21 protein-coding genes are annotated in these 25,194 nt (G+C 70.3%); 10 read left to right on the top strand and 11 right to left on the bottom strand.

Annotation, left to right across the window (positions count from 1 at the left end):
* Nucleotides 1-364: 364 nt before the first annotated feature.
* Nucleotides 365-832, bottom strand: a complete 468-nt coding sequence (locus ACFYO5_RS22570; RefSeq protein WP_388711348.1) for a nuclear transport factor 2 family protein — start codon at nt 830-832, stop codon at nt 365-367.
* A 184-nt stretch (nt 833-1,016) separates the two neighbouring features.
* Here ACFYO5_RS22570 and ACFYO5_RS22565 point away from each other — a divergent pair, with 184 nt between their 5' ends.
* Nucleotides 1,017-1,880 (top strand): helix-turn-helix transcriptional regulator, encoded by an 864-nt coding sequence (locus ACFYO5_RS22565; protein ID WP_356565657.1) that lies wholly within the window; start codon nt 1,017-1,019, stop codon nt 1,878-1,880.
* A 155-nt stretch (nt 1,881-2,035) separates the two neighbouring features.
* Nucleotides 2,036-2,419 (top strand): hypothetical protein, encoded by a 384-nt coding sequence (locus ACFYO5_RS22560; protein WP_388711345.1) that lies wholly within the window; start codon nt 2,036-2,038, stop codon nt 2,417-2,419.
* Between the two features lie 278 nt (nt 2,420-2,697).
* Here ACFYO5_RS22560 and ACFYO5_RS22555 read toward each other — a convergent pair whose 3' ends face one another.
* A complete protein-coding gene (locus tag ACFYO5_RS22555; RefSeq protein ID WP_388711342.1) occupies nt 2,698-5,721 on the bottom strand; it encodes an RICIN domain-containing protein in 3,024 nt (1,007 codons plus the stop codon).
* 359 nt (nt 5,722-6,080) lie between these two features.
* Between ACFYO5_RS22555 and ACFYO5_RS22550 the strand changes: the two genes are divergently transcribed.
* A complete protein-coding gene (locus tag ACFYO5_RS22550; RefSeq protein ID WP_388711339.1) occupies nt 6,081-6,923 on the top strand; it encodes a phosphotransferase family protein in 843 nt (280 codons plus the stop codon).
* Nucleotides 6,924-7,357: 434 nt separating this feature from the next.
* Here ACFYO5_RS22550 and ACFYO5_RS22545 read toward each other — a convergent pair whose 3' ends face one another.
* Together ACFYO5_RS22545 and ACFYO5_RS22540 are read right to left on the bottom strand one after the other, a co-directional pair.
* Nucleotides 7,358-8,791 carry a glycoside hydrolase family 43 protein gene (locus ACFYO5_RS22545; RefSeq protein ID WP_388711336.1) on the bottom strand — a complete coding sequence of 478 codons (1,434 nt, stop codon included), beginning with the start codon at nt 8,789-8,791 and terminating at the stop codon, nt 7,358-7,360.
* 371 nt (nt 8,792-9,162) lie between these two features.
* Nucleotides 9,163-9,846, bottom strand: a complete 684-nt coding sequence (locus tag ACFYO5_RS22540) for a LysE family translocator (protein ID WP_388711333.1) — start codon at nt 9,844-9,846, stop codon at nt 9,163-9,165.
* Between the two features lie 1,029 nt (nt 9,847-10,875).
* Here ACFYO5_RS22540 and ACFYO5_RS22535 point away from each other — a divergent pair.
* The 5 genes from ACFYO5_RS22535 (at nt 10,876) to ACFYO5_RS22515 (ending at nt 15,231) form a co-directional block, all read left to right on the top strand.
* Entirely contained in the window at nt 10,876-11,430 is a 555-nt protein-coding gene (locus ACFYO5_RS22535; protein WP_388711330.1) for a methanogen output domain 1-containing protein, read from the top strand.
* Nucleotides 11,427-13,013, top strand: coding sequence for a SpoIIE family protein phosphatase (locus tag ACFYO5_RS22530; RefSeq protein ID WP_388711326.1), 1,587 nt, complete (start codon nt 11,427-11,429; stop codon nt 13,011-13,013). The genes ACFYO5_RS22535 and ACFYO5_RS22530 overlap by 4 nt, the downstream gene beginning before the upstream one ends.
* Before the next feature lie 114 nt (nt 13,014-13,127).
* On the top strand, nt 13,128-13,505 hold the full coding sequence (locus ACFYO5_RS22525; protein ID WP_388711323.1) for a nuclear transport factor 2 family protein: 378 nt from the start codon (nt 13,128-13,130) through the stop codon (nt 13,503-13,505).
* A gap of 382 nt (nt 13,506-13,887) precedes the next feature.
* Nucleotides 13,888-14,112, top strand: coding sequence for a hypothetical protein (locus tag ACFYO5_RS22520; RefSeq protein ID WP_388711320.1), 225 nt, complete (start codon nt 13,888-13,890; stop codon nt 14,110-14,112).
* 405 nt (nt 14,113-14,517) lie between these two features.
* Nucleotides 14,518-15,231 carry an AAA family ATPase gene (locus ACFYO5_RS22515; RefSeq protein WP_388711317.1) on the top strand — a complete coding sequence of 238 codons (714 nt, stop codon included), beginning with the start codon at nt 14,518-14,520 and terminating at the stop codon, nt 15,229-15,231.
* 179 nt (nt 15,232-15,410) lie between these two features.
* On the opposite strand, the gene ACFYO5_RS22510 is transcribed toward ACFYO5_RS22515, so the two are convergent.
* From ACFYO5_RS22510 to ACFYO5_RS22500, 3 genes are all read right to left on the bottom strand, one after another.
* The gene (locus ACFYO5_RS22510; protein ID WP_388711314.1) at nt 15,411-16,559 is read right to left on the bottom strand and encodes a serine hydrolase domain-containing protein; all 1,149 of its coding nucleotides are present in this window, start codon (nt 16,557-16,559) and stop codon (nt 15,411-15,413) included.
* Between the two features lie 296 nt (nt 16,560-16,855).
* Nucleotides 16,856-17,176, bottom strand: a complete 321-nt coding sequence (locus tag ACFYO5_RS22505) for an SCO4225 family membrane protein (RefSeq protein ID WP_388711311.1) — start codon at nt 17,174-17,176, stop codon at nt 16,856-16,858.
* Nucleotides 17,173-17,307 carry a hypothetical protein gene (locus ACFYO5_RS22500; RefSeq protein ID WP_388711308.1) on the bottom strand — a complete coding sequence of 45 codons (135 nt, stop codon included), beginning with the start codon at nt 17,305-17,307 and terminating at the stop codon, nt 17,173-17,175. The genes ACFYO5_RS22505 and ACFYO5_RS22500 overlap by 4 nt, the downstream gene beginning before the upstream one ends.
* 326 nt (nt 17,308-17,633) lie before the next feature.
* Between ACFYO5_RS22500 and ACFYO5_RS22495 the strand changes: the two genes are divergently transcribed.
* Nucleotides 17,634-20,855 (top strand): BTAD domain-containing putative transcriptional regulator, encoded by a 3,222-nt coding sequence (locus ACFYO5_RS22495; RefSeq protein WP_388711305.1) that lies wholly within the window; start codon nt 17,634-17,636, stop codon nt 20,853-20,855.
* Between the two features lie 234 nt (nt 20,856-21,089).
* On the opposite strand, the gene ACFYO5_RS22490 is transcribed toward ACFYO5_RS22495, so the two are convergent.
* The 3 genes from ACFYO5_RS22490 to ACFYO5_RS22480 form a co-directional block, all read right to left on the bottom strand.
* Nucleotides 21,090-21,923 carry an alpha/beta hydrolase gene (locus tag ACFYO5_RS22490; protein ID WP_356565683.1) on the bottom strand — a complete coding sequence of 278 codons (834 nt, stop codon included), beginning with the start codon at nt 21,921-21,923 and terminating at the stop codon, nt 21,090-21,092.
* A 108-nt stretch (nt 21,924-22,031) separates the two neighbouring features.
* Complete coding sequence (locus ACFYO5_RS22485) at nt 22,032-22,880, bottom strand: alpha/beta fold hydrolase (RefSeq protein ID WP_388711302.1); 849 nt, start codon at nt 22,878-22,880, stop codon at nt 22,032-22,034.
* 178 nt (nt 22,881-23,058) lie between these two features.
* On the bottom strand, nt 23,059-23,388 hold the full coding sequence (locus tag ACFYO5_RS22480) for a beta/gamma crystallin domain-containing protein (protein ID WP_388711299.1): 330 nt from the start codon (nt 23,386-23,388) through the stop codon (nt 23,059-23,061).
* 613 nt (nt 23,389-24,001) lie between these two features.
* On the opposite strand from ACFYO5_RS22480, the gene ACFYO5_RS22475 reads away from it, so the two are divergent.
* A complete protein-coding gene (locus ACFYO5_RS22475; RefSeq protein ID WP_388711296.1) occupies nt 24,002-24,583 on the top strand; it encodes a sigma-70 family RNA polymerase sigma factor in 582 nt (193 codons plus the stop codon).
* A 74-nt stretch (nt 24,584-24,657) separates the two neighbouring features.
* Here ACFYO5_RS22475 and ACFYO5_RS22470 read toward each other — a convergent pair whose 3' ends face one another.
* Complete coding sequence (locus tag ACFYO5_RS22470) at nt 24,658-25,188, bottom strand: DUF6584 family protein (RefSeq protein ID WP_388711293.1); 531 nt, start codon at nt 25,186-25,188, stop codon at nt 24,658-24,660.
* Between the last annotated feature and the right edge of the window lie 6 nt (nt 25,189-25,194).

Genomic DNA, 25,194 nt, shown 5'->3' with positions numbered 1-25,194 from the left:
CTCGCCCTGACCTCGTGGCCGGTGCCGGTGGGGCGGGCGCGCATTCCGCCGGCAGGCGTTCGAGACGATCCCGCGCGACTACGACGTCGCCCTCGACTCGCTCGGCGGCGAGACGCCGGTGAAGTCCCTGGACGCGCCAAGCCGGGCGGGAGGCTCACCAGTGTGGCGGGCCCGCCCGACGCCGCTCCGGCCGGGGAGCTGGGAGCCCATCCGCTCCGGCCGGGGAGCTGGGAGCCCATCTGCTCCGGCCGGGGAGCTGGGAGCCCATCCGGTCGTCCGGCCGGTGGTGTCCGCGCGCGCAGGAGCGGGGCCGGCTCGCTCGGAGACCGTGGTCCGCTGGTCGAACGGCGGATGCCGACCGGAATCAGAAGCCGGCGGGCAGCTTGAAGGCGTCGCCGGTGAAGGGAGACGTGTCGAGCCAGAGGTACTGGAACGAGCGGCTGGTGAACACCCATTCCTTCTCCGAGCGCCTCAGGCGATCCGCGGTGACGCTGTGGTTCCGGTAGTACGTCTCGCCCGGTCCGCGCGCGGCCTCGTGGCAGAGGATGCTGGTGGTCGCCTCGTCACCGGAGATTTCGATCGGGCCCTGCACGGCGAACTGCACGAAGAAGTCCCGCTCGTCTCGCAGGCGCCGGAACGTGGAGACGATGTCGTCCACGCCGACGGCGTGCACCCGCTCACCGATCGTCCACTCCGCGTCCTCGGCCCAGGTCGCGCGGAAACGGGCGACGTCGCCTCGGGTCGCGGCGTCGGCGAAACGAGCGACGGTGTCCCGAACCGACGCTTCGTCCACCAGGCGGGACAGGGCGTTCTCGACATGGGCCGTGGTCATGGGTTTCTCCCGCATGGTGAATGGCTGGTCCGGCCGGGCGGTCCGAGAAGGCCCGTCCGGTGTTCGTCACGTCATCCATGCTGACGCTGCCGTGGCGTACCGGCCAGAGACGCTTCGACGGTAGGAAGAGCCGTACCACCCTCGCACCGCACGGCCGACCGGCAGTGCGGGAAGAATGGCCATCATGAGCACAACACCCGGCACCGGCCTCGGCGCGATGATCCGCACGTGGCGCGACCGCCTGCCGCCGTCGGCCCTCGGGCTGACGGCGACCTCGGGGCGCCGCACCACCGGACTGCGGCGCGAGGAGCTGGCCGACCTCGCCGGAATGTCGGTCGACTACATCGTGCGTCTGGAGCAGGGAAGGGCCACCACGCCCTCGGCGCCGGTGGTGGCGTCCCTGGCACGCGCCTTGCAGCTGTCCACCGCCGAACGGGACCACCTGTTCCGGCTGGCGCGCCTCGCCCCTCCGGCGGACGACACGATCTCCGACCACCTTCCGCCCGGAGTGCAACGGGTACTCGCCCGGCTCGGGGACGTCGCGGTCGCCGTCTTCGCGGCGGACTGGCAGCTGGTGTGGTGGAACCGCGGATGGGCGGGCCTTCTGGGCTCCCCTTCCGCGTCGCCGACACGACTGCGCAACTTCGCCCGCGACAGGTTCCCGGTGGACGACGGGCCCGCCCGCCTCGCACTGTGGCCGGTGACCGAGGCCGACCGGGAAGCCACCGACGCCGCCGTCGTCTCCGACCTGCGCCGCGCGACCGGCCGCTACCCCGAGGACAAGCGTCTTGCCACGCTGATCCGTGAACTGAGCGACAACACACGGTTCGCCGAGTTGTGGGCGACCGGAAGAGTGGCCGCACACCGTGAGGACCAGAAGACGATCGCTCATCCCACGGTGGGCCCTGTCACCGTGGACTGCGACGTCCTGACCGACGGCGACTCCGACCTCAAGATCGTGATCATGACTGCCGCGCCCGGCGGCGAGGACGAGACCAAGCTCCGGCTCGCCGCCATCGCCGGCCAACCGGCCACCACGCCCCCCTGAGCTGCCGGCCGGTCCCGGCTCGGACCGGATGGCGCGTGGAAGCTCGCCCGGTCCACCGGGTGAGCCCACCCCTGCCTGTCATGCGCGGTCATTGGCGTAGTTTGATCCATCGCCGCCGAATTTTGACTGCAAGCGAGGGTTTGATGGGCCGCCGTATGACTCAGGGTGCACTGGTCGTCGGATCGATCGGAGTCCTGATCAACGTCGTGGACGCGATCGGGACGGGGCGCCTGGAGCCCCACGACGCCTTCGTCGCGCTGGTCGCGCTCGGTGCGGGTGGTGAGCTGCTCAAGGAGCGGCGGCCCACGGCCGCGAAGGCCTTGCAGGCCGTGACGTCGGTGCTGCTGGTGGTCGCCGGATCCGTCGCGGGTGTCCGGGCGTGGGGCGCGCTCTTCAGGGGCACGACCTATGACTGGGTCGATCTGGCACTCGGGGTTCTGGTCGTCCTCTACGTCGGCGTCGGTGCGGCTCAGCTGCTCGGGCGCCTGTCCCAGGGAGCAGCGAGGTCTCGCCTGAGTGCCGGCACGCTCAGCGACTAGCTGTCGCGGGTCATGAGTGGTCGACGCTCATGCGATGGGTGCGGGGGTGTGCGCTCCGGTAGCACCGTGAAGAGACCGTCGCCCCACCGCAACGCCCCGCCGTCCGTCGAAGGCCGACTCCGCCTCGTCGAACGCTGCGGGTCCCGCCCGATCGCCCACGTGGCCGCGGAGCCGGGGGTCTCAGGAGCGTGCGCCTCAAGCCTCGCCGGCAACGATCCTTCATCGACGTCGGAAGGCGTCCGCCGCGGTCCTCGGGGCGGACCGCGGCGGACGAGCGGTCAGGTGGTGAACGGTGTGGACCCGTCCTGCGCGACGATGCTCCACAGATGGTCGGCGGTGCCGTTGTCGTCCCATTGCAGGGCCTGTGCGCCGGACGACTTGGACATCCCGTCGATCCCCAGCACCATCCCGCTCCTCTTGTTCACGAGCTTGGCGTAGCCGCCCCCGGCGTCCACCACGGACCACAGATGATCGGCGGTGAGCGTGTCACCCCACTGCACCGCCGTCGCACCGGCCGTCGTGGAGGCGCCCGTGATGCCGAGCACCTGGCCGCTGTTGGTGTTGAAGATCTTGTAGTAGCCGTTCTCGGCGGGGACGATCTTCCACCAGTGGTTGGCGGTGCTGTTGGCGGTCTGCTGCTGTACGGCGCCTCCTGGGGCGATCGAGGAGCCGGCGACACCCAGTTCGAGGCCGCTGTTCTTGTTGGTGATCTTCACCTGTGGTGTCTCCGGGTACCAGGACTCCAGCTCGGTGACGCCGACGAACTTGCCCGCCTGCGGGGTGAAGACGACCCGGAACTGCGCGGTCGTGATCGTCGGGAACGTCACCTCGTTGGCGTTGTCGGCCACCGGCGTGGCCGGACTCCTCGTCTGGCCCGGGACGCTCAGCCACGAGCCGTCCTTGAGGTACTGGACGGTGTAGCCGGCCGGGACCCGGATGTCGGCGCCGTCGTCGTAGGTGTAGAACTTCACCTCGTTGATCTTGCGCGGCGCCCCGAAGTCGACGCCGAGGTGGTCGGTGCCGTTCGGCGAGCCGGAGTTGGTCCACCGGTCGTCGGGGATCTTGTCGTAGCGGATCCAGCCGTCGGTCGCCCGGAGCGGGGCGTCGAACGTGGTCGGTTTGCAGGTCTGGCCGCTGTGGCAGTGCGGGCCGTTGGAGACGGTGTTGGTGTAGGAGGCGAAGGCCTTCGGGTAGGGCTGGGTGATGGTCCGGCCGAGCCAGTCCTGCTCGGCGGTGAGCGGGTTGGCCGCCACGTTCGCCATCCGCGCCGGCTGCGCCGGGGTGACCGGGGCGGCCACGTTCACGGTGGTGTCGCCGAGCGTCGGGGACTGGTGGATGCGCAGGCCGTCCTGGAAGATCTGCAGGCCGCTGCCCTTGCCGTAGTGGGTGCCGTCCCGGTCCCAGCGGATCGAGAGGTTGTGCCCGTGGTAGGGCACGCTCTCCACCGCGAAGTAGTCCCAGCCGGACGGCACCAGGGGCTTCAGCGCCAGCGTGTTGTCCGCCTGCGGTTTGATGCCCAGCAGGCCGGTGAGCACCAGGTCGTTGAAGCTGGAGTGGTTGTAGTTCTCGCTGAAGTTGAAGCCGTCGTAGATCCAGTCACCGGTGTCACCGTTGGCGGCCTCGGCGATGTAGGGCTTGCCGTCCTTGTGCTGGAGGTCGGCGAACTGGGCGAGCATGGTCGCGTAGTCGGCCTTGGTGACGTAGCTCTGCGCGGGGTAGTCCTGGAGCAGGTTGGCCATGCCGGTGAGGACCTGGCTCGTCTGGTAGGGCCAGCTCGGGCCGTTCCAGTGGCAGCAGTTGGCGTCGTCGCGCTGCTGTACGGCGGGTATCGCCTGGTAGTTGAAGTACGGATTCGCCGTGATGCGGTCGAGTTCGGCGAAACCGGTGCCCTTGGCGAACTTCAGCGTGTTGGCCCCGGCCTTCATCGGGACCTGCACGGTGACGGCCTGGGACTCCGAGAACTTCTGCCAGGCGCCGGTGGGGGCGTATCCGACGGTGATCGGGTTGGCGGTGTCGTCGTTCACGATGAGCTTGTGGGTCGACGTACCGCTGGTGCCGTTGGCGTAGTGCACGGTCACCGGGTACGTCCCGGCGCCGGGCGCGTCCACGGTGAAGGTGACGTAGCTGTCGTCGAAGTCGATCTTGCCGATGTACTGCCCGTTGGAGGCGGTCGACGAGCTGAAGAGGTCGGCGTGGTTGCGGGTGGCCTGCTCGGCCTCGAAGTCGTGCACCCTCTCCAGCGTCGTCGGCCCGAACGGCGCCTTGAACCGCTTCGCGTCCGTCAGGTACTTCCATGCCGTCGAGTACTGCGCGTCGGGCAGGTTGAACGCCCAGGGGGCGTAGCCCATGAGTTCGCGCCAGGTCGTCCTGGTCTGCTTCAGCGCGCCGTTGGTGCCGTCCGTGTTGTAGACCTGCATGAAGAAGTTGCGCTGGGGGTCCCAGAGCGAGTTCTGTACGGCCGCCTTGAGCTGAGCGGCCTTGGCGCCGTACTCGTTCGCGGTCGCCGTGTCGCCGTCCATCGTGGCGATCCGGCTGATCGCCTGGGCGGCACCGAACATGTACGCGTTGATCGTGGGCCGGTAGCCGGCACCGCCGCTGAACCAGTTGCTGCTCTTCATCGACGTCTCGGTGTACTCCGTGGCGTCGGAGAGCGGCGTCTGGTGGTACAGGTCGTCGGTGGACTGCGTGCCGTTGACCGTGATGTCGTTCGTGAAGTTGGAGTCCCACTTCTTGTACAGCGCGATGAGGTGGGGAAGCGCGGACCTGATCTGGGCGGCGTCACCGGTGACGAGGTAGCGCTGGTACGCGGCGCTCGTGATCCACTCACTGAAGTTCCGCGCGCCCGAAGTGCCCGCCCCGCGCAGCCAGAAGTCCAGGTAGTCGCCCGCGTAGTCGCGGTTGTGCAGCCAGCGTCCGTCCAGCAGGTGGTAGCCGGTGGCGTCCGGGAGCGCGGTGTACGGGTTGCCGGCATAGCCGATCGGCACGTCGTACTCGGTCGACACGTACCCGGTGCCCGGCACCGTGTAGCGGAGCGCGCGCTTGAAGGTGCTCCACCGGTAGTAGTAGACGTCGTCGATGTCGTTGTCGGGGGTGTCGAGGAACGGGATGTTGTCCTTGTACCACTTGCGTTCGTCGAGCTGGTTGGCGGCGAGGATCGCGTCCTTGTCCAGTGCGACCGCGTTGGGGTCGTCGGCGGCCAGGGCCTCGGTCGCCCCCGGCCCTGCCGACAGGAGGCTGACGGACAACACCGAGCCGCACAGGGCGGCCAGCGCGCGGCTGCTACGTCTGAGGCGGTAACGCATAGAGGTGTCCTCCATTGGGCACTCATGCGGCGGTTCGACAGTTCGAAATGGCGAACGGTGTTCGAAATGCTGCGAGACAGTAATGACAGGCCCGAAAAGAAGTCAATACGCTGGACAAGAGGGTTTTGCAGCGGGAGTTGGAGCGCGTAGGCGGATGAGGCGGCCGGGCTGCGGATGCGTGACGGGCGGTCCGCTCTCTCCGACCCCGCCGGCAGCAGGTCGTCGACGCGCTGCTCGGCTCGCGGGTCGGCGCGTCGCTCCGCGTGGACGGCCGTCGCTCTCCCCTCCGCAGTACGGCAAGCAGCTCACCGGCCGGGGGCACTCCCCGGACCCAGGATCGTCACCATGAGGAGAACGACATGGAGCCTTCGGAACTCCGTCGCGCAGTCGAGGCGGGCCGGGCGACCGCTTCGGAGCTGGGACTTCGGGTCGACGACGTGGTCGTCGTCAACAACTCGGACCGCGTCGTGCTGCGCCTGGTCCCCTGCGATGTGCTGGCCCGGGTCGCGCCTGCGGCGCATCTGGCCGACTCCGAGTTCGAAGTGGAGGTCGCTCGCCGTCTCGCGGCTGTCCACGCTCCGCTGGCCGAACTGGACCCTCGCCTCGACCGCCGCGTCCATGTGCGGGATGTCTTCGCCATCTCGCTGTGGACGTACTACGAACCGGTGGAAACGGAGATCGCTCCCGCCGCCTACGCGGACGCGCTCCTGCGGCACCATGCCGCCCTGCGCCAGGTCGATCTGGACGCCCCGCATTTCACCGACCGAGTCGCCGGGGCACTGAGAGAGGTGAACGACCGGGAGCGGTCCCCCGAACTGCCCGATGCCGACCGGGAACTCCTCAGCCGCACCCTGAGGGACCTGAGCGCCGCGATCAGCGCGAACAAGGTCGGCGACCAGCTGCTGCACGGCGAGCCGCATCCGGGCAACCTCCTCAACACCACGAAAGGGCCGCTCTTCGTGGACCTCGCCACGTGCTGCCGTGGGCCGGTCGAGTTCGACCTGGCCCATGCGCCGGACGCAGTGGCACAGCACTACGCGGGCGCTGACCCGGACCTGGTTCACCGGTGCCGCGCCGTGGGCTGGGCCATGTTCTCGGCCTGGCGCTGGCGGCGGGCGGACCAGATGCCCGACCGGGACCACTGGAGAACGGAGGGGCTCGACCGGGTCCGTGCGTCGCTCGACCGCTGCGGCCTGGGCTGACCCCGGGCGGAGGGGCTGGTCCGCCCCGGTCCGCGACTCCGCGGTGCGACTCGGCCGGCCTCGCGCCTTCCTGGGCGTGCTCGTCCAGACCTTGACCAATGCGGCGCGCGACCATTCCGGTTGGTGCTGCTGGGTAGCGGTTCACCGTTGGCCGATGGGGTGCCGCGCTCGGTCCCCGAGGATGAGCTGCATCCGCGTCGGCGGTGCCTCGCCGGTCGGCAGGGCCGCCGGCCCCATGACGACCAAGCCCGAGCGAGAACGCCGGCAGGCCACGTGGGCCGGCTCGCCCGGGCGACCACCACCGGGCTGTCACGGCGGTCGCCGGGCGCCGATCCTTCGCTCACGACACCACCCGTGAGCGGGATGCCGGCGCCTCCCCCGCCGAGGGCGGGCGGGTCGGAGGTCACCCTGAGGGCGCCGGCATCCCTGTCGGGTCAGCTCGTCACGCGGAAGGTGGCGTCGCCGCGCGCCGTCGCCGTGGTGATCGGGTCGAGCCTGAGTTGGTAGGCGTAGTGGCGGATGTACCGGTCGGGATAGTTGTAGGACTGGAACGACGACCATGTGGAGTCGGCGAGTCCGGCGACCTTACGGAAGGTGGCGTCCTGGGCGAACCCGGTGGTGCCGTCGTTGTAGGCCAGCTGGAAGTCGAACGCGGAATGCCGCAGGAAGTATCCGGGGAAGTTCACCGACTCGAAGGAGACGGTGCCGGTGCCGGCCAGGCCGGTCCGCAGCCGGAACTGGGAGTCGTCGACGGGGCTGACGTTCGGGTCGATGCGCACGTCGAAGTTGGTGTGGCGCACGTACCGGTCCTGGAAGTTGAACGACTGGAGCCGGTTGATCGTGGTGTTGGGCCAGCGTTCGAGCACACGGCTCTCCTCGGCGGCCGTCATGTTCAGGATCCAGCCGTGGCGTTTCTTCGTGCCGCCCATGTTGTAGCTCGCGGACGCCTGCTTCTGGTAGGCGGCGGGGTCGGAGGGGTCGGTCGTCAGGACCGGCATGTATCCGCCGCCGGAGGCGTACTGGTCGAGGTAGAGGGCCCACTTGTCGCTGCCGTTGAACTTCATCCACATCGGGCCCTCGACCATGGCGCCGGTGAGGCCGATGCCGGAGAGATCGCCGAGGTTGGTCCACGTTCCCAGGATCGAGTTGCTGCCTTCGAGCGTGATCTGGCCGTCGCCGGAGGCCCGCACGTAACGGTAATTACCGACTCCGGACGGCACCTCGATGATCTGGGTGTCGATGATGCCCTGGGTGCCGGGGCGGTCGATGTAGAGCTGGGGGGTGGTGATGGTGCGGAAGTCCGAGGTGCGGGCGTAGTAGATGCGGTGCTTCAGCACGCCGTTCAGCGTCGCGTTCGTCGCCCAGTACAGGACGTAGTCGTTGGTGGCCGGGTCCCAGATCGCCTCCGGTGCCCACGCGTTGCGGCCGTCGGGGATCGCGCCGGCGACGTTGAGCAGCCACGGCTGCGACCAGGTGATCAGGTCCGTCGACTCCCACACCACCAGGTTTCGGCTGCCGTTGGTCTGGGAGTCACCCCATCCCTGCCCGCAGCCGATGCACAGGTCGGTCGCGATGATCCAGTACTTGCTGCCGTCGGGGGACCTCACCAGCGCGGGGTCGCGCACCCCCTTGGTGCCGACCGTGGAGCGCAGGACCATGCCTCCACCGTTGAGGTCGTTCCAGTGCACGCCGTCGGTGCTGTGCGAGAGGTACATCTGCTGATTGGTCGACCCCTCCCCCGTGAAGTGCACCATCAGGTAGCCCGGGTCTGCGGCAGCCGCCCGCTCCGGTGTGGTCAAGGCTTGGGACGTGAAGAGGAGGCAGGCGGCGACCAATATCGCCGCCAGCCGGCCGAGGAGCCTGGCCATGTGCGTCTCCTGTCGTACTACGGGTGCCACGATCGGGATCGAGCGGTAACGGCCATGGCGTCGAAATTTCGAACACCGTGCGTAACTTCGACAGGAAGATAGATTTCGGCCACCAGCACGTCAATGGAACTGACCGATCCGCTGACAGAACTTGTGTGGCCGCGGAAAGCGCCACGACGCTCGGGCCTGGGCGGGATCCTGTTGCGGTGGTTGTTGCTCGACTACGGAACATGGGGACGCCTCGCGGACCGGTTCAGGCCGCGAGGGCCGCATTTCCGCAGGGCCCACATGGATTTCGACGGCTCGTCAGCGAAGCGTCCACGGAGAGGGAGAGGGGTTGTGGCCCCCGAAGCGAGCGGGACAGTCCCGGTTCACGCCACAGCGGCGACCGAGAGGCCGATGACGATGAACAGCCAGCCGGTGGTCAGTTCCCAGCGATGGCGGATCTTGGGCCGGGCGAGCAGGGAGCCCAGTCGCGCGGCCACGACGACCAGGGCGAACCAGTAGACCACGCCGACGAGGATGTCGAGGATGCCGAGAAGGAAGATCTGACGGGTCATGGATCCGCCGCCGTCGACGAACTGCGGCAGGATGCTGAGGAAGAACAAAGCCGCCTTGGGGTTGAGGACGTTGGTGAGCAGCCCCTGGGTGAAGCCGGACCGCCAGCGGGCCCGGGTCCGCCCGGCTTCCCCCACGGGCTCTCCGGCCGGGTCGTGGGACCAGCCGTCGGATGCGCGGGCCTCCTCGCCGTCCGCCTTACGCTCCCGGGCGGCCCGGCGGGCGGCGAACACCGCGCGTGCCCCGAGGTAAAGCAGGTAGGCCGCACCCGCCAGTTTGATCGCCTGGTACACCACGGGCGAGCGGGTCGCGACCACCGAGAGCCCCACGGCCGCCGCCAGCATGTGCACGCACAACCCCGTCTGCGCTCCCAGCGCCGCCGCCCGCCCCTTGGACGGATGTTCGGCGGCGGACCTCACCACCACCAGGAAGTCCGGGCCGGGCACCACGTACGCCACCAGGACCACACCGAGGAATCCGACCAGGTCGACCGACATCAGCTCTCCGCTCGTCCGTCCCGGAGGCCTGCGCGGCCGGGACCCGTTGGTCTTGCGGTCCGGGCGCGCGGAGCGCCCAGACCCGGTCAGGCTGCCAGGGGAGGACCTGGCGCACCGGCGCCACTGCCTCGTCGAGGATGCCGAGGCCCCCGTTCCTGTTCCGCCTGCGCCTCCGCCTCGCCTCGCCTCGCCTCAGCCACGGTCAGCGGAGGAAGGATCTCGGCCACCTCGTCGTCGGCACCGGCCGTCTCCACCGGCGGGCCGCGCCGGTAAGCCCGCCTCGCACGCGCCTTCTGCCGCGCCCGGACGGTCGAAGGGCAGCACCCACGCCAGGCAGCGGCCTCGCGACACCGGCGCCCGTGGCTGCCGGGCGGTGTCGGTGAGCGCGCGGGCCTTCTCCCCCATCGCAGTCGTCCGGGCCTCCAGGCCTCCAGGCCTCCGTCGGACGAGACTGGTTCCAGGGCGCGGATGGTGGGTTGCGGTCGGCGGTCACGAACGCCGGGCCGTACCCGCGGAAGCGTTCCGTTGTGCTCATCCGGCTTGCAGACGTCGAACACTCGGGGCGCGTCAGCGTGAGAACCATGGGCGTCCGGTACCCGCCCCTGGGGTCGACAGGCACACGATGTTCCGGGACGGTGTCGATGTCCTCGGATGAGAAGAGGAATCCGGTGCGTCCGCAGCCGCCTGGATGTCGTCCGCCACCAGCAACGCCACGTGACGGCGGGGAAGGCAGGACGGCGCCCGCGGCCGGCCGGGGCGGGTGATATCGACGCCGCCCTTTCTCTCCCCCCGCACTGCTTCCACCACCAAGGCCGCGGGACGGGCCGCTCTCGGCCGCGGTGGCCAGGGCACCGGCTCCGACGTCGGCAACCGTCGCCCTTCTGCTTCGGCAGCGGCCTCATTCTGCCTTCGCCTGTCCTGATGACAGGTATCCGTCGGGCAGGTGGTTGCGAGTTCCACGCAGTCTCTAGTCTGGGTGTGTGCCGGGCGCCTGCGCGGTCCGCGAAACGTGGAGAAGAGGAGTCCGCCATGAGCCACCCGGGGGATGTGAGGATCGATCTCGATCGTGACGTGTTCCTGCGCACGCTGGTGCGGGAGTTGGCCACGTCGTTGGAGTCGGTGATCGGTCTGGAGGAGGCGTCGGGCTACATCAGCCTGGTGGGCCAGGCGGTGGGCACGCAGATCGACGACATGTACCTCAAGGCGCTGGACACCGACCGTCTGTCACCGGAGCAGGTGGCGGAGGCCCTGGTCGATCTGAAGCGGCGGATCAAGGGCGACTTCTATGTCATCGAGCAGGACGACACGAAGATCGTCCTGGGCAACCGGGCCTGTCCGTTCGCGGAGAAGGTGCTGGGCCGTGAGTCGATGTGCATGATGACGTCGAACGTGTTCGGGACCATCGCCGCCCGTAACCTCGGGTACGCCAGCGTGGAACTGCAGGAGACCATCGCCCGCGGCGACGCCGGCTGCCGCGTCGTCGTGCACCTGGTGCCCGGTGCCGGTCCGGCGAGCGGGCGGGAGTACTTCGCCGACGCGGAACTGCCCGCCACCGGTCCGGGCACGGGTACGGTGCCTGCATGAGTCTTGGCCTGTTCGAGGCCGTCATCCGCACCCTGCCCCATCCCGTCCTCCTGTGCACGGCCGACGGCGCCATCCTGGCGGCCAACCCGGCCGCCACCGCCTCGATCCCCCAACTGTGCGCGGGCGCCAGCCTGTACGCCCTCACCCAGGACGACGCCAGCGTCCTGGGAACCCATCTGCGCAACTGGCTGCGCAGCGGCAGTCCGCTGCCGGGAGCGCTCGTCCTCAAGGACGGCGACGGCCACCAGGTGCGGTTCCGCTGCCATGGCGTGCGCGCCACCTGGTGGCAGGGGCCGCAGGCGGTGGTGCAGCTGAACCTGCACCGCCTCGACCAGAGTGACCGCTTCGCCGTCCTCAGCCGACAGGTCAGTTCCCTGAACCGGGAAATCGCCATCCGGCGTACCGCGGAAGCCCAGCGTGAGGAACTCCTGCTCGCCGAGCAGGCCGCCCGCGCCCGCCTCCAACACCTGTACGAACTGACCGGCGCGCTGGCCTCGTCGGCGACCCTCGCGCAGGTCGTGGAGGCCGTCGCCGCCACGGCGGCCCGGGTGCTGGACGTCGACGGCGTGACCCTGGAGCTGCACTCCCGGCGCCTGGTCCCCACCCTCGAACCGGGCGAAGACCTACGGGATTTGACGGAAACCCACTGGAAGGACCTGGACCAGCCTCGCGATGACGCGCTCCCCACGGCTCCCGGAGTGCTACGGGTCGCGCTGGAGGCCGACGGTGTCGTGGTGGGCGCTCTCAGCGTCAGTCCCCGGACGGAGGGTGTACCCGATCCGGAACACCTGACCGCCGTGGCCCAGCAGATCGCCCAGGCGGTGCGCCGCGCCGGGCTGTACGAGCACGAACACCGCGTCGCCGAACGCCTCCAGCTCAGCCTCCTGCCCCAACTGCCGGACATCGCCGACCTGGAGACCGCAGTCTGCTACGCCCCCGGCAGCGACCTGGTCATGGTCGGCGGCGACTGGTACGACGTGTACGACCTCGACGACGACCACATCGGCCTGTCGATCGGCGACGTCGCCGGCCACGGCCTCCCCCAGGCCGCCGTCATGGCCCAGGTCATCGCAGCCCTGCGCGGCATCGTCCTGCGCCTGGGCACCCGCCCGGAAGCGGTGCTCGACGAACTGAACAGATACCTGCACCTCTACCACCACGGCCAGATGGCCACCGCCGCCTACCTCCTCTACCACCGGCCCACCCGCACCCTGACCTACGTCAAAGCCGGGCACCCCCCACCCCTCGTGATCCACCCCGACGGCTCCAGCCGCTACCTCCAGGGCCTCATCTCCCCACCCGTGGGCCCCGTCCCCGGCACCCGTTACCGCCAGAGCCGAACCATCCTGGGCGAAGGCGACGCGGTCCTGCTGTACACCGACGGCCTGATCGAACGCCGCAGAGAACCCCTGGACACAGGCCTGCAACGGCTCACCGAGACAGCCCGCCTCGGTACCGGCCTGAACGTGCCCGACCTGTGCAGGCTTTTCCTCAACCACCAGCCCGGCGCCCACTACCCGGACGATCGCGCCCTCCTCCTCGTCCGACCCCACACCCAGCCCGCGCCCTCCCAGCAGACGTAGCCCACCGCCCAGGGCCATGACCGGGACCGGGACCGGGACCGGGACCGTTCACCGTGATCGGAAGACGGCTCACGGGACGAGCGCGTTCCGCGGAACGACTGCTATTACTGGTGCATGCAGGAAGACACCGCGCGGTCCGCGATCGACACGTTCATCTCCGCGTTCAACGCCTCGGACGACAGCTATGTGACCGCACTCCTCTCCCAGTCCCTGACCTCGGACGTCGTCTTCTGGGGGCCGTTGGGCCGCAGCGAAGGAATCGGGGCAGTCGAGCGGTTCGTGCTCGACATCCGGCGCCACCCGGCGGGGACCGGCACGATGGTGCGCTGCTCGGCGGTGGACATGCCTGACGAGTGGGCCCGGTACCAGTGGGTCTTCACCACGCCGGACGGAGGCCCCCGCCTGGCGGGAACGGACGTCGTCCATCTGCGACGCAACCTCATCGACCAGGTCATCGTCTTCGCCGGGGAGATCGAGCCGTCCGCCTCCTGAGGTCACCCTGAGTCGGTACTGCCCCCGCGCACGATCTGCTGACACCACTCCCCTTTCTGATCGGTCATCCCGCGGACTCACACGGGCTCTGCCACCACGCCTCCACCCGCTCGGCCGTCGAAGGCCGCAGTAGCCAAGAGGCATCGGTCGAGGTGCGGCAGTAACCGAGGAACATCGTCGACAGCCACTCCGACGACCGTTCATCGACGTCGGTTTCCGAGGTCGGTTTCCGAGGTCTGCCTCTCTGCGAGGCCTTCGGGCGAGTGGCGCCGCGCCTGCGGCTTGATGTGGCCGGCCGACCATCTGCCCTGCGGCGAACCGTAGTTACCGGTGCGTAGAGTAAGACGGATGCCTGAAGATCACGAGGAGAAGGGATCGTGGGGTGCGTCGGTTGTTCGGCGTGACGATGGTGATGGCGGGGATGGCTCTCGCCTTCTGGTTGGCTCTGGGGCCTTCGTCCGACTGGGAGGGCGCCGCGAGGATCATGCGCTTCGCCCTCCTGCTGTCCTGCTTCCCGGTGATCGGCGGCGGGGTGCGGATGATCTTCCCGGACGAGTCCCAGAATGATGCGGACGATGCGGATGATGTGGACGAGACCGTGGGGTGAACAGGGCTCGTGCACGCCCGGCGACCCCGTGCGTCGGCCGGACGCTCCTCGCCCGACCCGGCCGAGGCAGCTGCCCGCCGGTCGGCGACGACGGTCGCCGAGCTGTGCCGATCACTCCGGTCCCGCTGGATCTCGATCGCCGGCTTCGGCGCTCCAAGCGGTCTGCGGTGCGCCGGGGCCGGTCGTCGTCCCTCTGTCGCAGAGGGCGCGGTCGCGGCTGATGGGGGTACAGCCCGCTCGGCCTCACCCGCTGGGAGGCCGATGCACGACGGCGGTCTCCACTGCGCGGTCGGCGGGTCGCGACGAGGGCACGACCGACCGGATCCCCGGCCGCGACGAGCACGCGGTACTGACGCCGGCCGCACGGAGCACGTGCGCCTCCCGACCACAGGCGACACTGGTCGCGTGATGATCGAGCGCGCGTATGTCCATCTCTCTTCGTACGACGAGGAAACCTGGCCGTGGTCCGTGCCCTGCGTCCGGCAGTTGCTCGATGAAGGGCTGCGGTTCACCGCGCCGGTGACCTTCCTGGTGGGTGAGAACGGCTCGGGGAAGTCGACCCTGGTCGAGGCGCTGGCGGAGGGGTTCGGTCTGGACTCCTACGGTGGCTCCCACGACTGGCGCTACGCTTCCCCGCGCGCCAAGTCGACCCTCGGCGAGCGGATGCGGTTCGACGCCTCCCCGGGGCGTGGGCGTCGTATGGCCACCAGTTGGTCGGCCCGTAAGGGCTTCTTCCTGCGTGCCGAGACCGCGCTGGACGCCCTGAACAGGGAGGGGTTCTCGCCGGATCGTGTCAGCCATGGTGAGGGCTTCCTCGCGGCGTTCCGCGGCAAGTTCCTGCACGCCGGACTCTATGTTCTCGACGAGCCGGAGGCGGCGCTCTCCTTCTCCTCCTGCCTCGAACTGATCGGGCACATCGACAGGTTGGCCAAGGAGGGCGGCCAGGTCGTCTGCGCCACGCACTCTCCGCTGCTGACCGCCCTGCCGGGCGCGGACATCATCGAGGTCGGTGAGCACGGCATGCGGAGGGTGACCTGGCGGGAACTCGGCATCGTGGATCACTGGCGCCGCTATCTCACCGATCCGCACAGCTACCTGCGGCACATCGTCGAACCGTAGGCGGGTTCCCGTCAGCCCTGTCGGGGTGCGCCCGGTGGCGGTACCTGTGTCGCCGAGGCAGTCCGGCGGCGGTGTGCGCCCAGGCGTCGGGGCAGAGGCCTCCCCCTGGAGGGCGAGGTCCGCGCTCTCCTCACCGACCGCCCACCCTTCGGGATCTGACGGACCCTCAGGGGACGGCTTCAGTTTGTGGCGTCGAGCGCTTCGTAGACGTGTCGGACGTAACTGTGCGTACGCTCCGAGCCGAGCATCCCCTCGCCCATCCGGTTCATCGTGTACGCGAACGTGATGCGCCGGTCGAGGTCCATCATGACGATCGAACCGCCCCAGCCGACCCAGAAGCAGATCGTTCCGGTGGGCATGTGCGGCATCGTCCTGGGATCGGCGAGCGCATAGCCGATGCCCCACCGCACGGGAACGCCCAGGAACAGGTCGATCCCGTCGGCCTGTACGTCGAAGATCTGGTCCACCGTCTCCGGGGACAGCAGCCGCAGGCCGTTCGCCTCACCGCGTCGCGAGATCACGGAGAGGGCGCGGGCCATGCCCCGGGCGTTGCCGTGCCCGTTGACGGCCGGGAGTTCGGCACGGCGCCACTGCGGGGTGTCGACGTGCTCGTCCCGGGCGGGGCTGCCGAGCAGGGTCTTGGTGAAGACCGCCTCGGGATCGAGACCGGCCGGTACTCCGGAGAGCTGCGGCGACGACACCAACGGAGCGATGCGCTGCCAGTCCGCTTCCCGCGCGCCGATCTGGACGTCGGCCTCCAGCGGCTTGGCGATCTCGGTGTCGACGAACTCGGTCAGGGTGCGGCCACTGACCCGCCGGACGAGTTCTCCCACCAGCTGTCCCTGGGTCTGCATGTGGTAGCCCGAGGCGCTCCCCGGCTCCCACCAGGGTGCCTGTGCGGCCAGTCGGGCGCTCGCCGTCGGCCGGTCGTACAGGTCGTCCATGGTGAAGGGCTGCTGCCAGCCGGAGAGCCCCGAGGTGTGGGCCAGGATGTGCCGCACCTCGATGTCCTGCTTGCCCCGGGCGGCGAATTCGGGCCAGTAGTGGGCGACGGGACGGTGGAGGTCCAGCGCTCCGCGGTCGACGAGGACCAGCGCCGCCAGGCTGGCGAGGGTCTTGGTGGTCGACCACAGGTTGACCACGGTGTCCCGGTGCCACGGCAGGGTCCGTGCCGCGTCAGCGTGTCCGCCCCACAGGTCGACTTCCAGTACGCCGTCGACGTCGATGGCGATGGACGCTCCCAGCTCCTCGCCGGATTCCAGGTGTGCTTCCAGTGCTGCTCGAACCGGTTCGAACCGGGCGGTACTGGTTCCTTCGACGGTGACCATGGTTTTCCCCACTCTGGACGGCATCGTTCGATGACTCAACGGGACGACCGGCGCCTCGGTTCACGTCGTGGCAGCTCAAAGGGGTGCTCCAGGGAGGATTCTCCTGCGCCGGATCGCCCGCAGTGATGACTGGGGCGGTCCACGGACGGCCCCGCGTCGCGCGCCGACCGGCGGGAGCGCGTGCCGGACGCCTTCTCCCCCGGCCGTGCGGCGGCGGGCCTGCCGTACGGTCCGCGTTCCGGCACCGGCCGTTCGCGGAGGCCGCCGAGTGACCGTTCGTCCGGTGTGACCGGACGTCAGGAAGCCGGGTCGGGGCGGCCGCCGCGACGGAGTACGCGGGCGCACCAGCCGATGATCGCGGCGTTGACCAGTGCCGCGAGGACGACGACGACGGTGACCATCGCGAGGCCACCCGGCAGCACGAGCAGCACGAGGCTGGTCGGAGCGGTGGCGAGCAGCGGGAAGATGATCGCCATGGATTCTCCCGAGTCGTCGCCGACGCTCACCACGATCGCCCACACGAACAGGGCGGCGCAGAGCGCGAGGTAGACGAGGGCGGAGACGCTGCCGAAGGTCTGGCGCAGGCGGCGGGAGAGGAATCGACTGATCTGGGTCACGGCGGGGTGGGCTCCTGAATCGTGGCAGTCGTGGCGGTGGTGGCGGTCGCAGTGGTCGTGATGGCGGTGGCGGTGGCGGTCAGGCCAGTTTTGATGGTGGTGGCGGTCATGGCGGTCGTGATGGTGGTCACTGTCCCGACGACGGGGCGGGGTGGGAGCTGGTGGTCCGGTGCGCGAGAGGGCCCCGCGCCGTACGTGAGGATCGTCGGGTGGATCCGGCGCTCCTCCCTGGGGCGCACACGCGGCAGTGTCCGGCCGGCGGATGCCCGCAGTCGTTCTCCATCTCTGGTTAGACGTGGCAATCATCCGGCGGCCCGAGGACCGCGCCGTACCCCGGCCATAGTCTCGAACACATCGGAAAGCGACCGGCCAACGGTTCCACCGGCGGTTCGCCCGCTCTGAGCCCGGCGGGTGCGGGTGATAGGACTGTCGTACGGGGTGTCGGGGGAAAATGGTGATGACTGTGGAGCATGAGTTCGACTTCGGGGTGCTGGGTCCGCTGGTGGTGCGGCGGGCGGGTGCGGTGCTGGATCCGGGGCGGCGCAAGCAGCGTGTGCTGTTGGTCCGGCTGCTGCTGGCCGACGGGCGGGCGGTCGCCGCCCAGACGCTGTGCGAGGAGCTGTGGTCGGAGCAGCCGGGGCGGGGACCGGGCGGGGCGATGGCCTCTCTGCACGCCCACGTCAGTAAGGTCCGCGCGGTCCTGGAGCCCCAGCGCCTGCGCGGGCGCGGGACGTTCGAGGTACTGGTGACGAAGCCCGGTGGCTATGCCCTGCGGGTCCCGTCCGAGTGCCGGGACACCGTGCGCTTCGAGCGGGCCGTGGCCCTGGCGCACCGGTTCCTGGAGCAGGGGCGGCCCTCGGACGTGGTGCGGGAGGCCGAGCGGGCCCTGGGCATGTGGCGCGGTGCCGCGCTCGCCGACGCCGCGCACCACCTGTTCGCCGTCCACGAAGCCGCACGCCTGGAGGAACTGCGCCAGACCACCCGGGAGATCCGTGCCACCGCCCTGCTTCTGGGCGGACGGATACCGCAAGCCGTGGCGTCGGCGCAGGAGCTGACGGCGCAGCACCCGCTGCGGGAGACGGGCTGGGCCCTGCTGCTGCGCGCGCTGTATCTGGCCGGCCGGCACCCCGAGGCCCTGCAGCGCTACGCGGACCTGCGCCGGCACCTCGCCGACGAACTCGGCCTCGAACCCAGCCCGCATCTGCGTGCCCTGCACGAAGGCATCCTGCGCCACGATCTGCCACCCCTGTCCCTCCCGCTGCCGGGCACGGCACCGGCGACGGGCCCGGCGGCCGCCACCGTGGACAGCCGCGATCCGAGCCGACCGGCTGAGGTCGAGGCGGTGGAAGGCCGACCCGAGGTCCTGGAGGGTCGAGGCGACACCGCGGCCCCGGGCGTACGTCCTGTGGTGGCGGTCCCCGGTGCCAGGTCCGGCGAGCCGACCGCCGACGCGCCCCGGTCCGGCACGCCCGCCGGCTCGGTGAGCCCGTCCGGCGCGCACGACGACCTGGTCGCGGGCGGTGCCGGAAGCGGGTCCGCACGGGTGGCGCGCCCGGCGCAGCTGCCAGGTGATCTGCCGGTGTTCGCGGGGCGGGCGGCCGAAGGCGCGTGGCTGTCCGCGGCGCGCGGCGCGCCGGGGCGTCCGGGACCGGCGGGTGCTCCCGTCGTCGTCATCTGCGGCGCTCCGGGTGTCGGCAAGACCACCTTCGCCGTCCACCACGCCCACCACATCGCGTCGTCCTTCCCCGACGGACAGCTCTTCGTCAATCTGTGCGGATACCACCCGCACGCGCCCGCGGTGGAACCCGGCGACGCCCTGCACGGCTTCCTCACCGCTCTCGGCGTCCCCGCCCCGCACATTCCCGAGGACACCACCGCCCGCAGCACGCTGTTCCGCAGCCTCCTGGCCGACCGACGTGTCCTGCTCGTCCTGGACAACGCCCGCGACGAGCAACAGGTCCGTCCCCTGCTGCCCGCGGGGACCGGGTGCCTCACCCTGGTCACCAGCCGCAACCAGCTGCCGGGCCTGATCGCGACGGACGCGGCCAGACCTCTCGCCCTCCCGCTGCCCTCGCAGGCCGAGGCCCACGAGACGCTGGCGCGGCGGCTGGGACCGGAGCGCCTGGCCGCCGAGCCCGCCGCCGCGGCCGACATCATCCGGCTGTGCGGACGGCTGCCCCTGGCCCTCGCCGTCGTCGCCGCCCGCGCCGAACTCGACCCCGCCTTCCCCCTCCGAGCCATCGCCGACGATCTGCGTGATGCCCAGGGCGGCCTGGAGGCGTTCAGCGGCTTCGACGCCGTCACCGACGTCCGGTCCGTGTTCTCCTGGTCCTACCGGTCCCTGGACGAGCCCGCGGCCCGCCTCTTCCGACTCCTCGCCCTGCACCCGGGACCCCACATCACCGCTCCGGCCGCCGCCGGCCTCGCCGGACTTCCCCTCCCCCTGACTCGCCGGCTGCTCGCCCGGCTGACCCGTTCCTGCCTCGTCGAGCAGCCCCTGCCCGGCCGGTTCACCCTCCACGACCTGCTGCGCGTCTACGCCGGCGAACTCGTCCAGACCCACGACGACGCCGACGAACGCCACCGCGCCACTCTCCGCGTCCTCGACCACTACATGTTCACCGCGTACGAAGCCAACCGGTTGTTCAAACAGGACTCACTGCCCGAGCTCGACCTGGGCTCCCCGAGCCCGGCCGTCACTCCGGAAGACCTCACCACCGCGGATCAGGCCAACCGGTGGCTCGCGGCCGAACACCGCGTACTGGCCGCCCTGCTGCACACCGCCGTCAGCCACGAGCTGGACCGCCACGTCACCGGGCTGGCCTGGTCGCTGAAGGAATACCTGAACCGCCAGGAGTACTGGCCGGAGGCGATCACCGCACTGGTTCCCGCCCTGGAGGTGGCCCGGCGCCGGGGCGACCGCCTCGAGGAAGGCCGCTGCCTGCGCCACATCGGCAGCGTCCACGGCTACCTCGGCCACCAGGACCAGGCCCTGGAGCACCTGCGGCACGCCACCAGCATCTTCGAGGAACTCGACGCGGTCGCCGAACAGGCCCGCGCCCACTACGGCACGGCGTGCGCGCTGTATCTCTTCGGCCGGATCCCGGAGGCCGTGGCGTTCTCCGAGCGAGGACTCGCGCTGTCCCGGGCGACGGGTGACGAACTGTGGACGGCCGAATGCCTCGTCGAACTCGCCTGGTTCCACTCCAACCTGGGACAGCTCGAGAAGAGCCTCCTGTACGGGGAGGAGGCCCTCGCCCTCTACCAGCGCCTGGACGCGCCGTGGCAGCAGGCCCAGGGCTGGGACGTCCTGGGCTTCACCCTCCGTATGCTCGGCCGGTACGGGGAGGCGGTGGCGACCTACCGGCGGGCGGTGGAGGCGTTCGGGGAGCTGGGCGACCACCGGAACGCCGTCGGCGCGCTGATGCGCCTGGGCGACACCCTGCTGGCCATGGGGGACCGGGAGGCCGCCCGGGCGCACTGGGTCCGCGCGCTCGCCGACGCCGAACGGCAGGCGCTGTCCCGCAGCGCCCAGGAGGCCCGGGACCGGCTCACCGCCCTGGACACCGAAGCGGGCCCCGCGCCCGTGGCGCCGGAGAGGGCCGTCGGAAACCACCGGATGCCGACTCCGGCGAAGGGCGATCCCGCCGGCAAGGTCCGCGTCCCGACACGGGGTTAGCACGTCGCCGGGCGGCGCCCGGTCACCGGCCGGGTACGGGCTCCGGTGACCGTCTCCGCCCGCTCCCCGTCCCCGATACGCATGGCGGGCACCATCGGGGGCCCGTTCGGCGGCCGACCGCGCGCTCGCGGCGCGGGTGCGGGCGACGGTCGCCGTCGGGCCCGCCACATCCGTCCTGCGGGAAGCGACCGGCCGCCGCTCACGTCACCGCGGGAAGCGACCGGCCGCCGCAGCTCACTTGGCCAGGAAGGCGAGCAGGGCGTCGGTGACCTCCTGCGCGTGGGTCCACAGCAGGCCGTGCGGGGCGCCCTCGACGACGACGTACTCGGCCTGCGGAAGCGCCCGGCGGAACGGCTCGGCGGTGGCCTCGATCGGCAGGATGCGGTCGGCGGTGCCGTGCAGGATCAGCGTCGGTACGTCGATCTTGGGAAGGTCGGCGCGGAAGTCGGTCGTCCAGGTCGCCACGCAGGCCAGGGAGGCGTACCAGGAGGCACCGGCGGCCACGTTCCAGCTGTTGCGGACGGCCTCCTCGCTGATGCGGGTGCCGAGGTTCTCGTCCAGGTTGTAGAAGTCCTGGTAGAACGCGGTGAAGTAGGCGTAGCGGTCGGCGGTGACGGCCTGCTTGATGCCCTCGAAGATGCCGCCGTCGACGCCCTCGGGGTTGTCGTCGGTCTTGAGCAGGAACGGCTCCAGGGAGGCCAGGAAGGCGGCCTTGGCGATCCGGGCGGAGCCGTAGGTGCCCAGGTAACGGCCGACTTCACCGGTGCCCATGGAGAATCCGACGAGGACCGCTTCGCGCAGGTCCAGGGTCTCCAGCACCGTGTTCAGGTCGGCGGCGAAAGTGTCGTAGTCGTAGCCGGTGGTGGGCTGGCTGGAGCGGCCGAAACCACGCCGGTCGTAGGTGATGACGCGGTAGCCGGCCTCGAGGAGGGCGGCGGACTGCTTCTCCCAGGAGTGGCCGTCGAGCGGGTAGCCGTGGATGAGCACGACCGGCTGTCCGCTGCCGTGGTCCTCGTAGTAGAGGTCGATGGAGGTGGAGTTCTCCTGGCCGACGGTGATGAACGCCATGGTGGTTGCTGCCTTTCGGTAAGTACGCGACTGGTGGTGACAGTGGTGGGTGAAGGTGACGTCAAGGGTGACGGAAGATGGCGGTACGGGGGTGGGGCGGGCTGCTGGTCACGCCGGTCGGCGGACCGTGCGGGCGGCCTTCTCCACGATGCGGGTGACGGCGTCGGGGCGGGAGACGGACACCGCGTGTGACGCGTCGATCTCGGTCGTGTGCGCGTGCGCCCGGGCCGACATGAACCGCTGGGCGGCCACGGGGATGTTGAGGTCCTCGGTGGTGACCAGCGACCAGGAAGGGATCGTCTTCCAGGCGGCCTGCGTGGACTTCTCCTCCAGCGCGGCCGCGGCGACCGGACGCTGTCCGGTGGCCATGAGCCGCGCCTTGTCCTTCGGCACGTCCGCGGCGAACTGCTGGTGGAACTTGTCCGGCTTGATGTAGACGTCGGCTCCCTGGCTGCCGTCCGGCAGCGCGTAGGTCACCGGTTCGATCGCCTGGCCGAGGGTGCTGCCGGGGAACTTGTTCGTCAGCCCCAGCGAACTCTCGCCCGCTTCGGGCAGGAACGCCGCGATGTAGACGAGCGCCTTGACCTTGTCCTCGAGGCCGGCGGCGGCCTGGCTGATGACGGTGCCGCCGTAGGAGTGGCCCACCAGGACCACCGGTCCGTCGATGTTCTCGACGACGCTGCGGAGGTAGGCGGCATCGGTGGCGGGGCCGCGGAGCGGGTTGGCGGCGGCCACCACCGGATAGCCGGCGCGCTGCAACCGCTGGACGACGCCGTCCCAGCTGGAGGCGTCGGCGAACGCCCCGTGCTCCAGCACGATCGTCGGCCGTTCCTGCTGCCGGGGCGCGGCGCCGGCCGCACCGGGAAGGGTGATGGCCGTGACGGACAGGCCGGCGGCCGCGGCGGCACCGAGCAGGGCGAGCCGACGGCTCGGGCGGGTCAGGCGAGTGATGCGCATGGTGAAGTCCCTTTTTGCTTTGGGGTGTTGGTGTGAGTTCAGTCGTCGAGGGCCGGCGAAACGGGCGAGGCACCACCGGGAACGGAGCCACCGGCTCTCCCGAGGCGCGCGCGGGGCGAGCCGCCCGTGCACCGCGGGCGGCGGTCCCGGCAGCGCTGTCCGCACCGGACGCGACGGGTCAGCGGATCTGCAGGATGTACAGCGTCGCGTCGAGCCCTTCGACATCCACGATGCTCGACCACTTGGGCATGGTCCTCACCTTGTCGCCCAGCATCAGCTCGACGTTGTTGTTCCCGGAGGTGACCCTCATGACGTGGGGAAGCTGAGGGGCCATGACTCCCGCGTTGGCGAAGCACGCGGTCCGGCCGCCGTCGTACCAGACCTTGACGAAGTCCGTCCGGTCGCCGCAGCCCGTCTGGTTGATCGCGGCGGCCGGGAGGGCGGGCAACAGAGCCGTCATGGCTCCCGCCGCCACGACGAGCGCGATACGCGAGATGGTGCGCTTCACTGAGACTTTCCTTCCGTTGTGCTGCGGAGCAGCGGGGTTGACGACCGGCGTCCCCGTCGTTCACGCGCGGGGACAGCCGGATGATGCGAAGGGAGCGAACGGGTGGCGCCCCGGTCCGTGGCCGCCGTCGCGCCCCGAGGCACGGAGCGGCGGGATGAGGAAGTCGTCGTCCTGCCCCGTCGACCGGATTCGTCCTGCCCCGTCGACCGGAAGCACGTGCGTCCGATCGGTTCAACGGGGCCCGACGGCCTCCGGTTCACCGTGCGGTCGACTTTCTCCACGTCGGGGCGTCGCGCACCCCTTCCCGCGGGGACACCTTGTGTGCGGGACGTGGACGACGGTGCGCTCACCGCTCCGGTCAGCCGCGCCGGCGACGCCCACGATCCGCTCGTCAGGCGGGGACCCCCACGATCCGCTCGGTCCTCTCCCCCGCCGAGGTTCGGCTCCGGCCGGAGCAGCACGACGACGCGGCAAGGACGGCGACAAGGAGCGCCGGACCGGCACGACAAGAAGACGACAAGGTTTGGCCAAGGCAAGCCGGACAGTGTTGGCCCCACGCTCCCGCCCGTGCGGGAGACATGCCACCAACACTGAAGAGGACTGAGCGCCACCTATGAACGGGACCCTGGACGCGAGAACCGCCACCCCCGGTCCAGCCCGGGCGCATGCCCGGCACGCCGCGTCGGACACCGACTGCGACGCCTTCATCCGAGACCTCTACGACCAGTACGGGCCCTTGCTCGTCCGGTACGCCGCGCGACTGCTGGACGGCGACTGGCACAAGGCGGAGGACGTGCTCCAGGAGACGGCGGCCCGCGCCTGGAAGCACGCCCGGTTCCTGGGCCCTCGCGGCGAACACATCCGACCGTGGCTGTTCACCGTGGTCAGGAACCTGGTCATCGACCAACACAGAGCCCGTCAGGTCCGCCCCCTGGAGCTGGTGCCGGCCGAGGAACTGGACGCCGTCTGCGACGGCGCGGACTCCACCCTCACCTCCCAGGTCGTGCTGGACGCGCTGCGGGAGCTGAACGAGCAGCAGCGGACCGTCATCCAGCTCATGTACTACCTGGAATGCAGCGTGGCCCAGGCGGCCGAGTACCTCGGCATCCCACCCGGCACCGTCAAGAGCCGCGCCTTCTACGCCATACGCGCCCTGCGCAGAACACTGGAGACACAAGGCGTAGTCGGCGCATGACAACGACGCGACCGGGATCCCGGACGGTCTCACCGAGCTTTGAGCGACGCCCCTCGATGCTCCGGTGACCTGATTCAGTCGAAGAGGGCAACGAGCCCGTAGATCCAGATTCCGAGGAAGACAAGGACCGCCGCCAGGCAGCCGACGCCCGCCAGGACACCGCCGAGCGTCCACGGCTCGAAGGGCACCCTCTCGTCCTTCTCCTCCAGGCCGTCCCGGTAGGAGGCGGGGTCGTCCCGGTCGACGGGGTGCCCCAGCTCATCGGCGCAGGCGGTCCGCACCGCGAGCAGCTGCCTCTCCGCGAAGGGAGTGGCGGCGTTCGCCTCGGAGCCGTGCCAGGCGAGGGCCTTCATCCGCCGTCCGGGAGACGCGTAACGCGCCTCGAAGGCAGTGGTCTCATCGGCGTTCCGGTCCTCTTCGAGGTACATCCAGCGTCCGGCCTCGGCGGCGTCGCCGTAGAGCCGGTACACCTCGGCCAGACGACGGCGGAGCGTCAGGTCCTGCGGGAAGGACGAGACGAGACCGCGCAGGCGCTGGCGCGCGACGGGAACCCGGCCGGCGGACAGGTCGGCGTCGACTCGGGCAAGGGCTTCAAGGCGGGACATGAACAC

Origin of the sequence: Streptomyces sp. NPDC006259 (assembly GCF_042870975.1) — a bacterium.
In the GTDB taxonomy this organism is placed as follows: domain Bacteria; phylum Actinomycetota; class Actinomycetes; order Streptomycetales; family Streptomycetaceae; genus Streptomyces.
This window is presented reverse-complemented; position numbering and strand designations above follow the sequence as displayed.

Excerpts from the sequence above, each read along its gene's own strand:
- ACFYO5_RS22555 (WP_388711342.1), bottom strand. The coding sequence starts at position 5,721 with ATGCGTTACCGCCTCAGACGTAGCAGCCGCGCGCTGGCCGCCCTGTGC.
- ACFYO5_RS22485 (WP_388711302.1), bottom strand. The coding sequence starts at position 22,880 with ATGCGCATCACTCGCCTGACCCGCCCGAGCCGTCGGCTCGCCCTGCTC.
- ACFYO5_RS22545 (WP_388711336.1), bottom strand. The coding sequence starts at position 8,791 with ATGGCCAGGCTCCTCGGCCGGCTGGCGGCGATATTGGTCGCCGCCTGC.
- ACFYO5_RS22570 (WP_388711348.1), bottom strand. The coding sequence starts at position 832 with ATGACCACGGCCCATGTCGAGAACGCCCTGTCCCGCCTGGTGGACGAA.
- ACFYO5_RS22525 (WP_388711323.1), top strand. The coding sequence starts at position 13,128 with ATGCAGGAAGACACCGCGCGGTCCGCGATCGACACGTTCATCTCCGCG.
- ACFYO5_RS22470 (WP_388711293.1), bottom strand. The coding sequence starts at position 25,188 with ATGTCCCGCCTTGAAGCCCTTGCCCGAGTCGACGCCGACCTGTCCGCC.
- ACFYO5_RS22565 (WP_356565657.1), top strand. The coding sequence starts at position 1,017 with ATGAGCACAACACCCGGCACCGGCCTCGGCGCGATGATCCGCACGTGG.
- ACFYO5_RS22475 (WP_388711296.1), top strand. The coding sequence starts at position 24,002 with ATGAACGGGACCCTGGACGCGAGAACCGCCACCCCCGGTCCAGCCCGG.
- ACFYO5_RS22490 (WP_356565683.1), bottom strand. The coding sequence starts at position 21,923 with ATGGCGTTCATCACCGTCGGCCAGGAGAACTCCACCTCCATCGACCTC.
- ACFYO5_RS22495 (WP_388711305.1), top strand. The coding sequence starts at position 17,634 with ATGACTGTGGAGCATGAGTTCGACTTCGGGGTGCTGGGTCCGCTGGTG.
- ACFYO5_RS22550 (WP_388711339.1), top strand. The coding sequence starts at position 6,081 with ATGGAGCCTTCGGAACTCCGTCGCGCAGTCGAGGCGGGCCGGGCGACC.
- ACFYO5_RS22560 (WP_388711345.1), top strand. The coding sequence starts at position 2,036 with ATGACTCAGGGTGCACTGGTCGTCGGATCGATCGGAGTCCTGATCAAC.
- ACFYO5_RS22530 (WP_388711326.1), top strand. The coding sequence starts at position 11,427 with ATGAGTCTTGGCCTGTTCGAGGCCGTCATCCGCACCCTGCCCCATCCC.
- ACFYO5_RS22540 (WP_388711333.1), bottom strand. The coding sequence starts at position 9,846 with ATGTCGGTCGACCTGGTCGGATTCCTCGGTGTGGTCCTGGTGGCGTAC.
- ACFYO5_RS22535 (WP_388711330.1), top strand. The coding sequence starts at position 10,876 with ATGAGCCACCCGGGGGATGTGAGGATCGATCTCGATCGTGACGTGTTC.
- ACFYO5_RS22510 (WP_388711314.1), bottom strand. The coding sequence starts at position 16,559 with ATGGTCACCGTCGAAGGAACCAGTACCGCCCGGTTCGAACCGGTTCGA.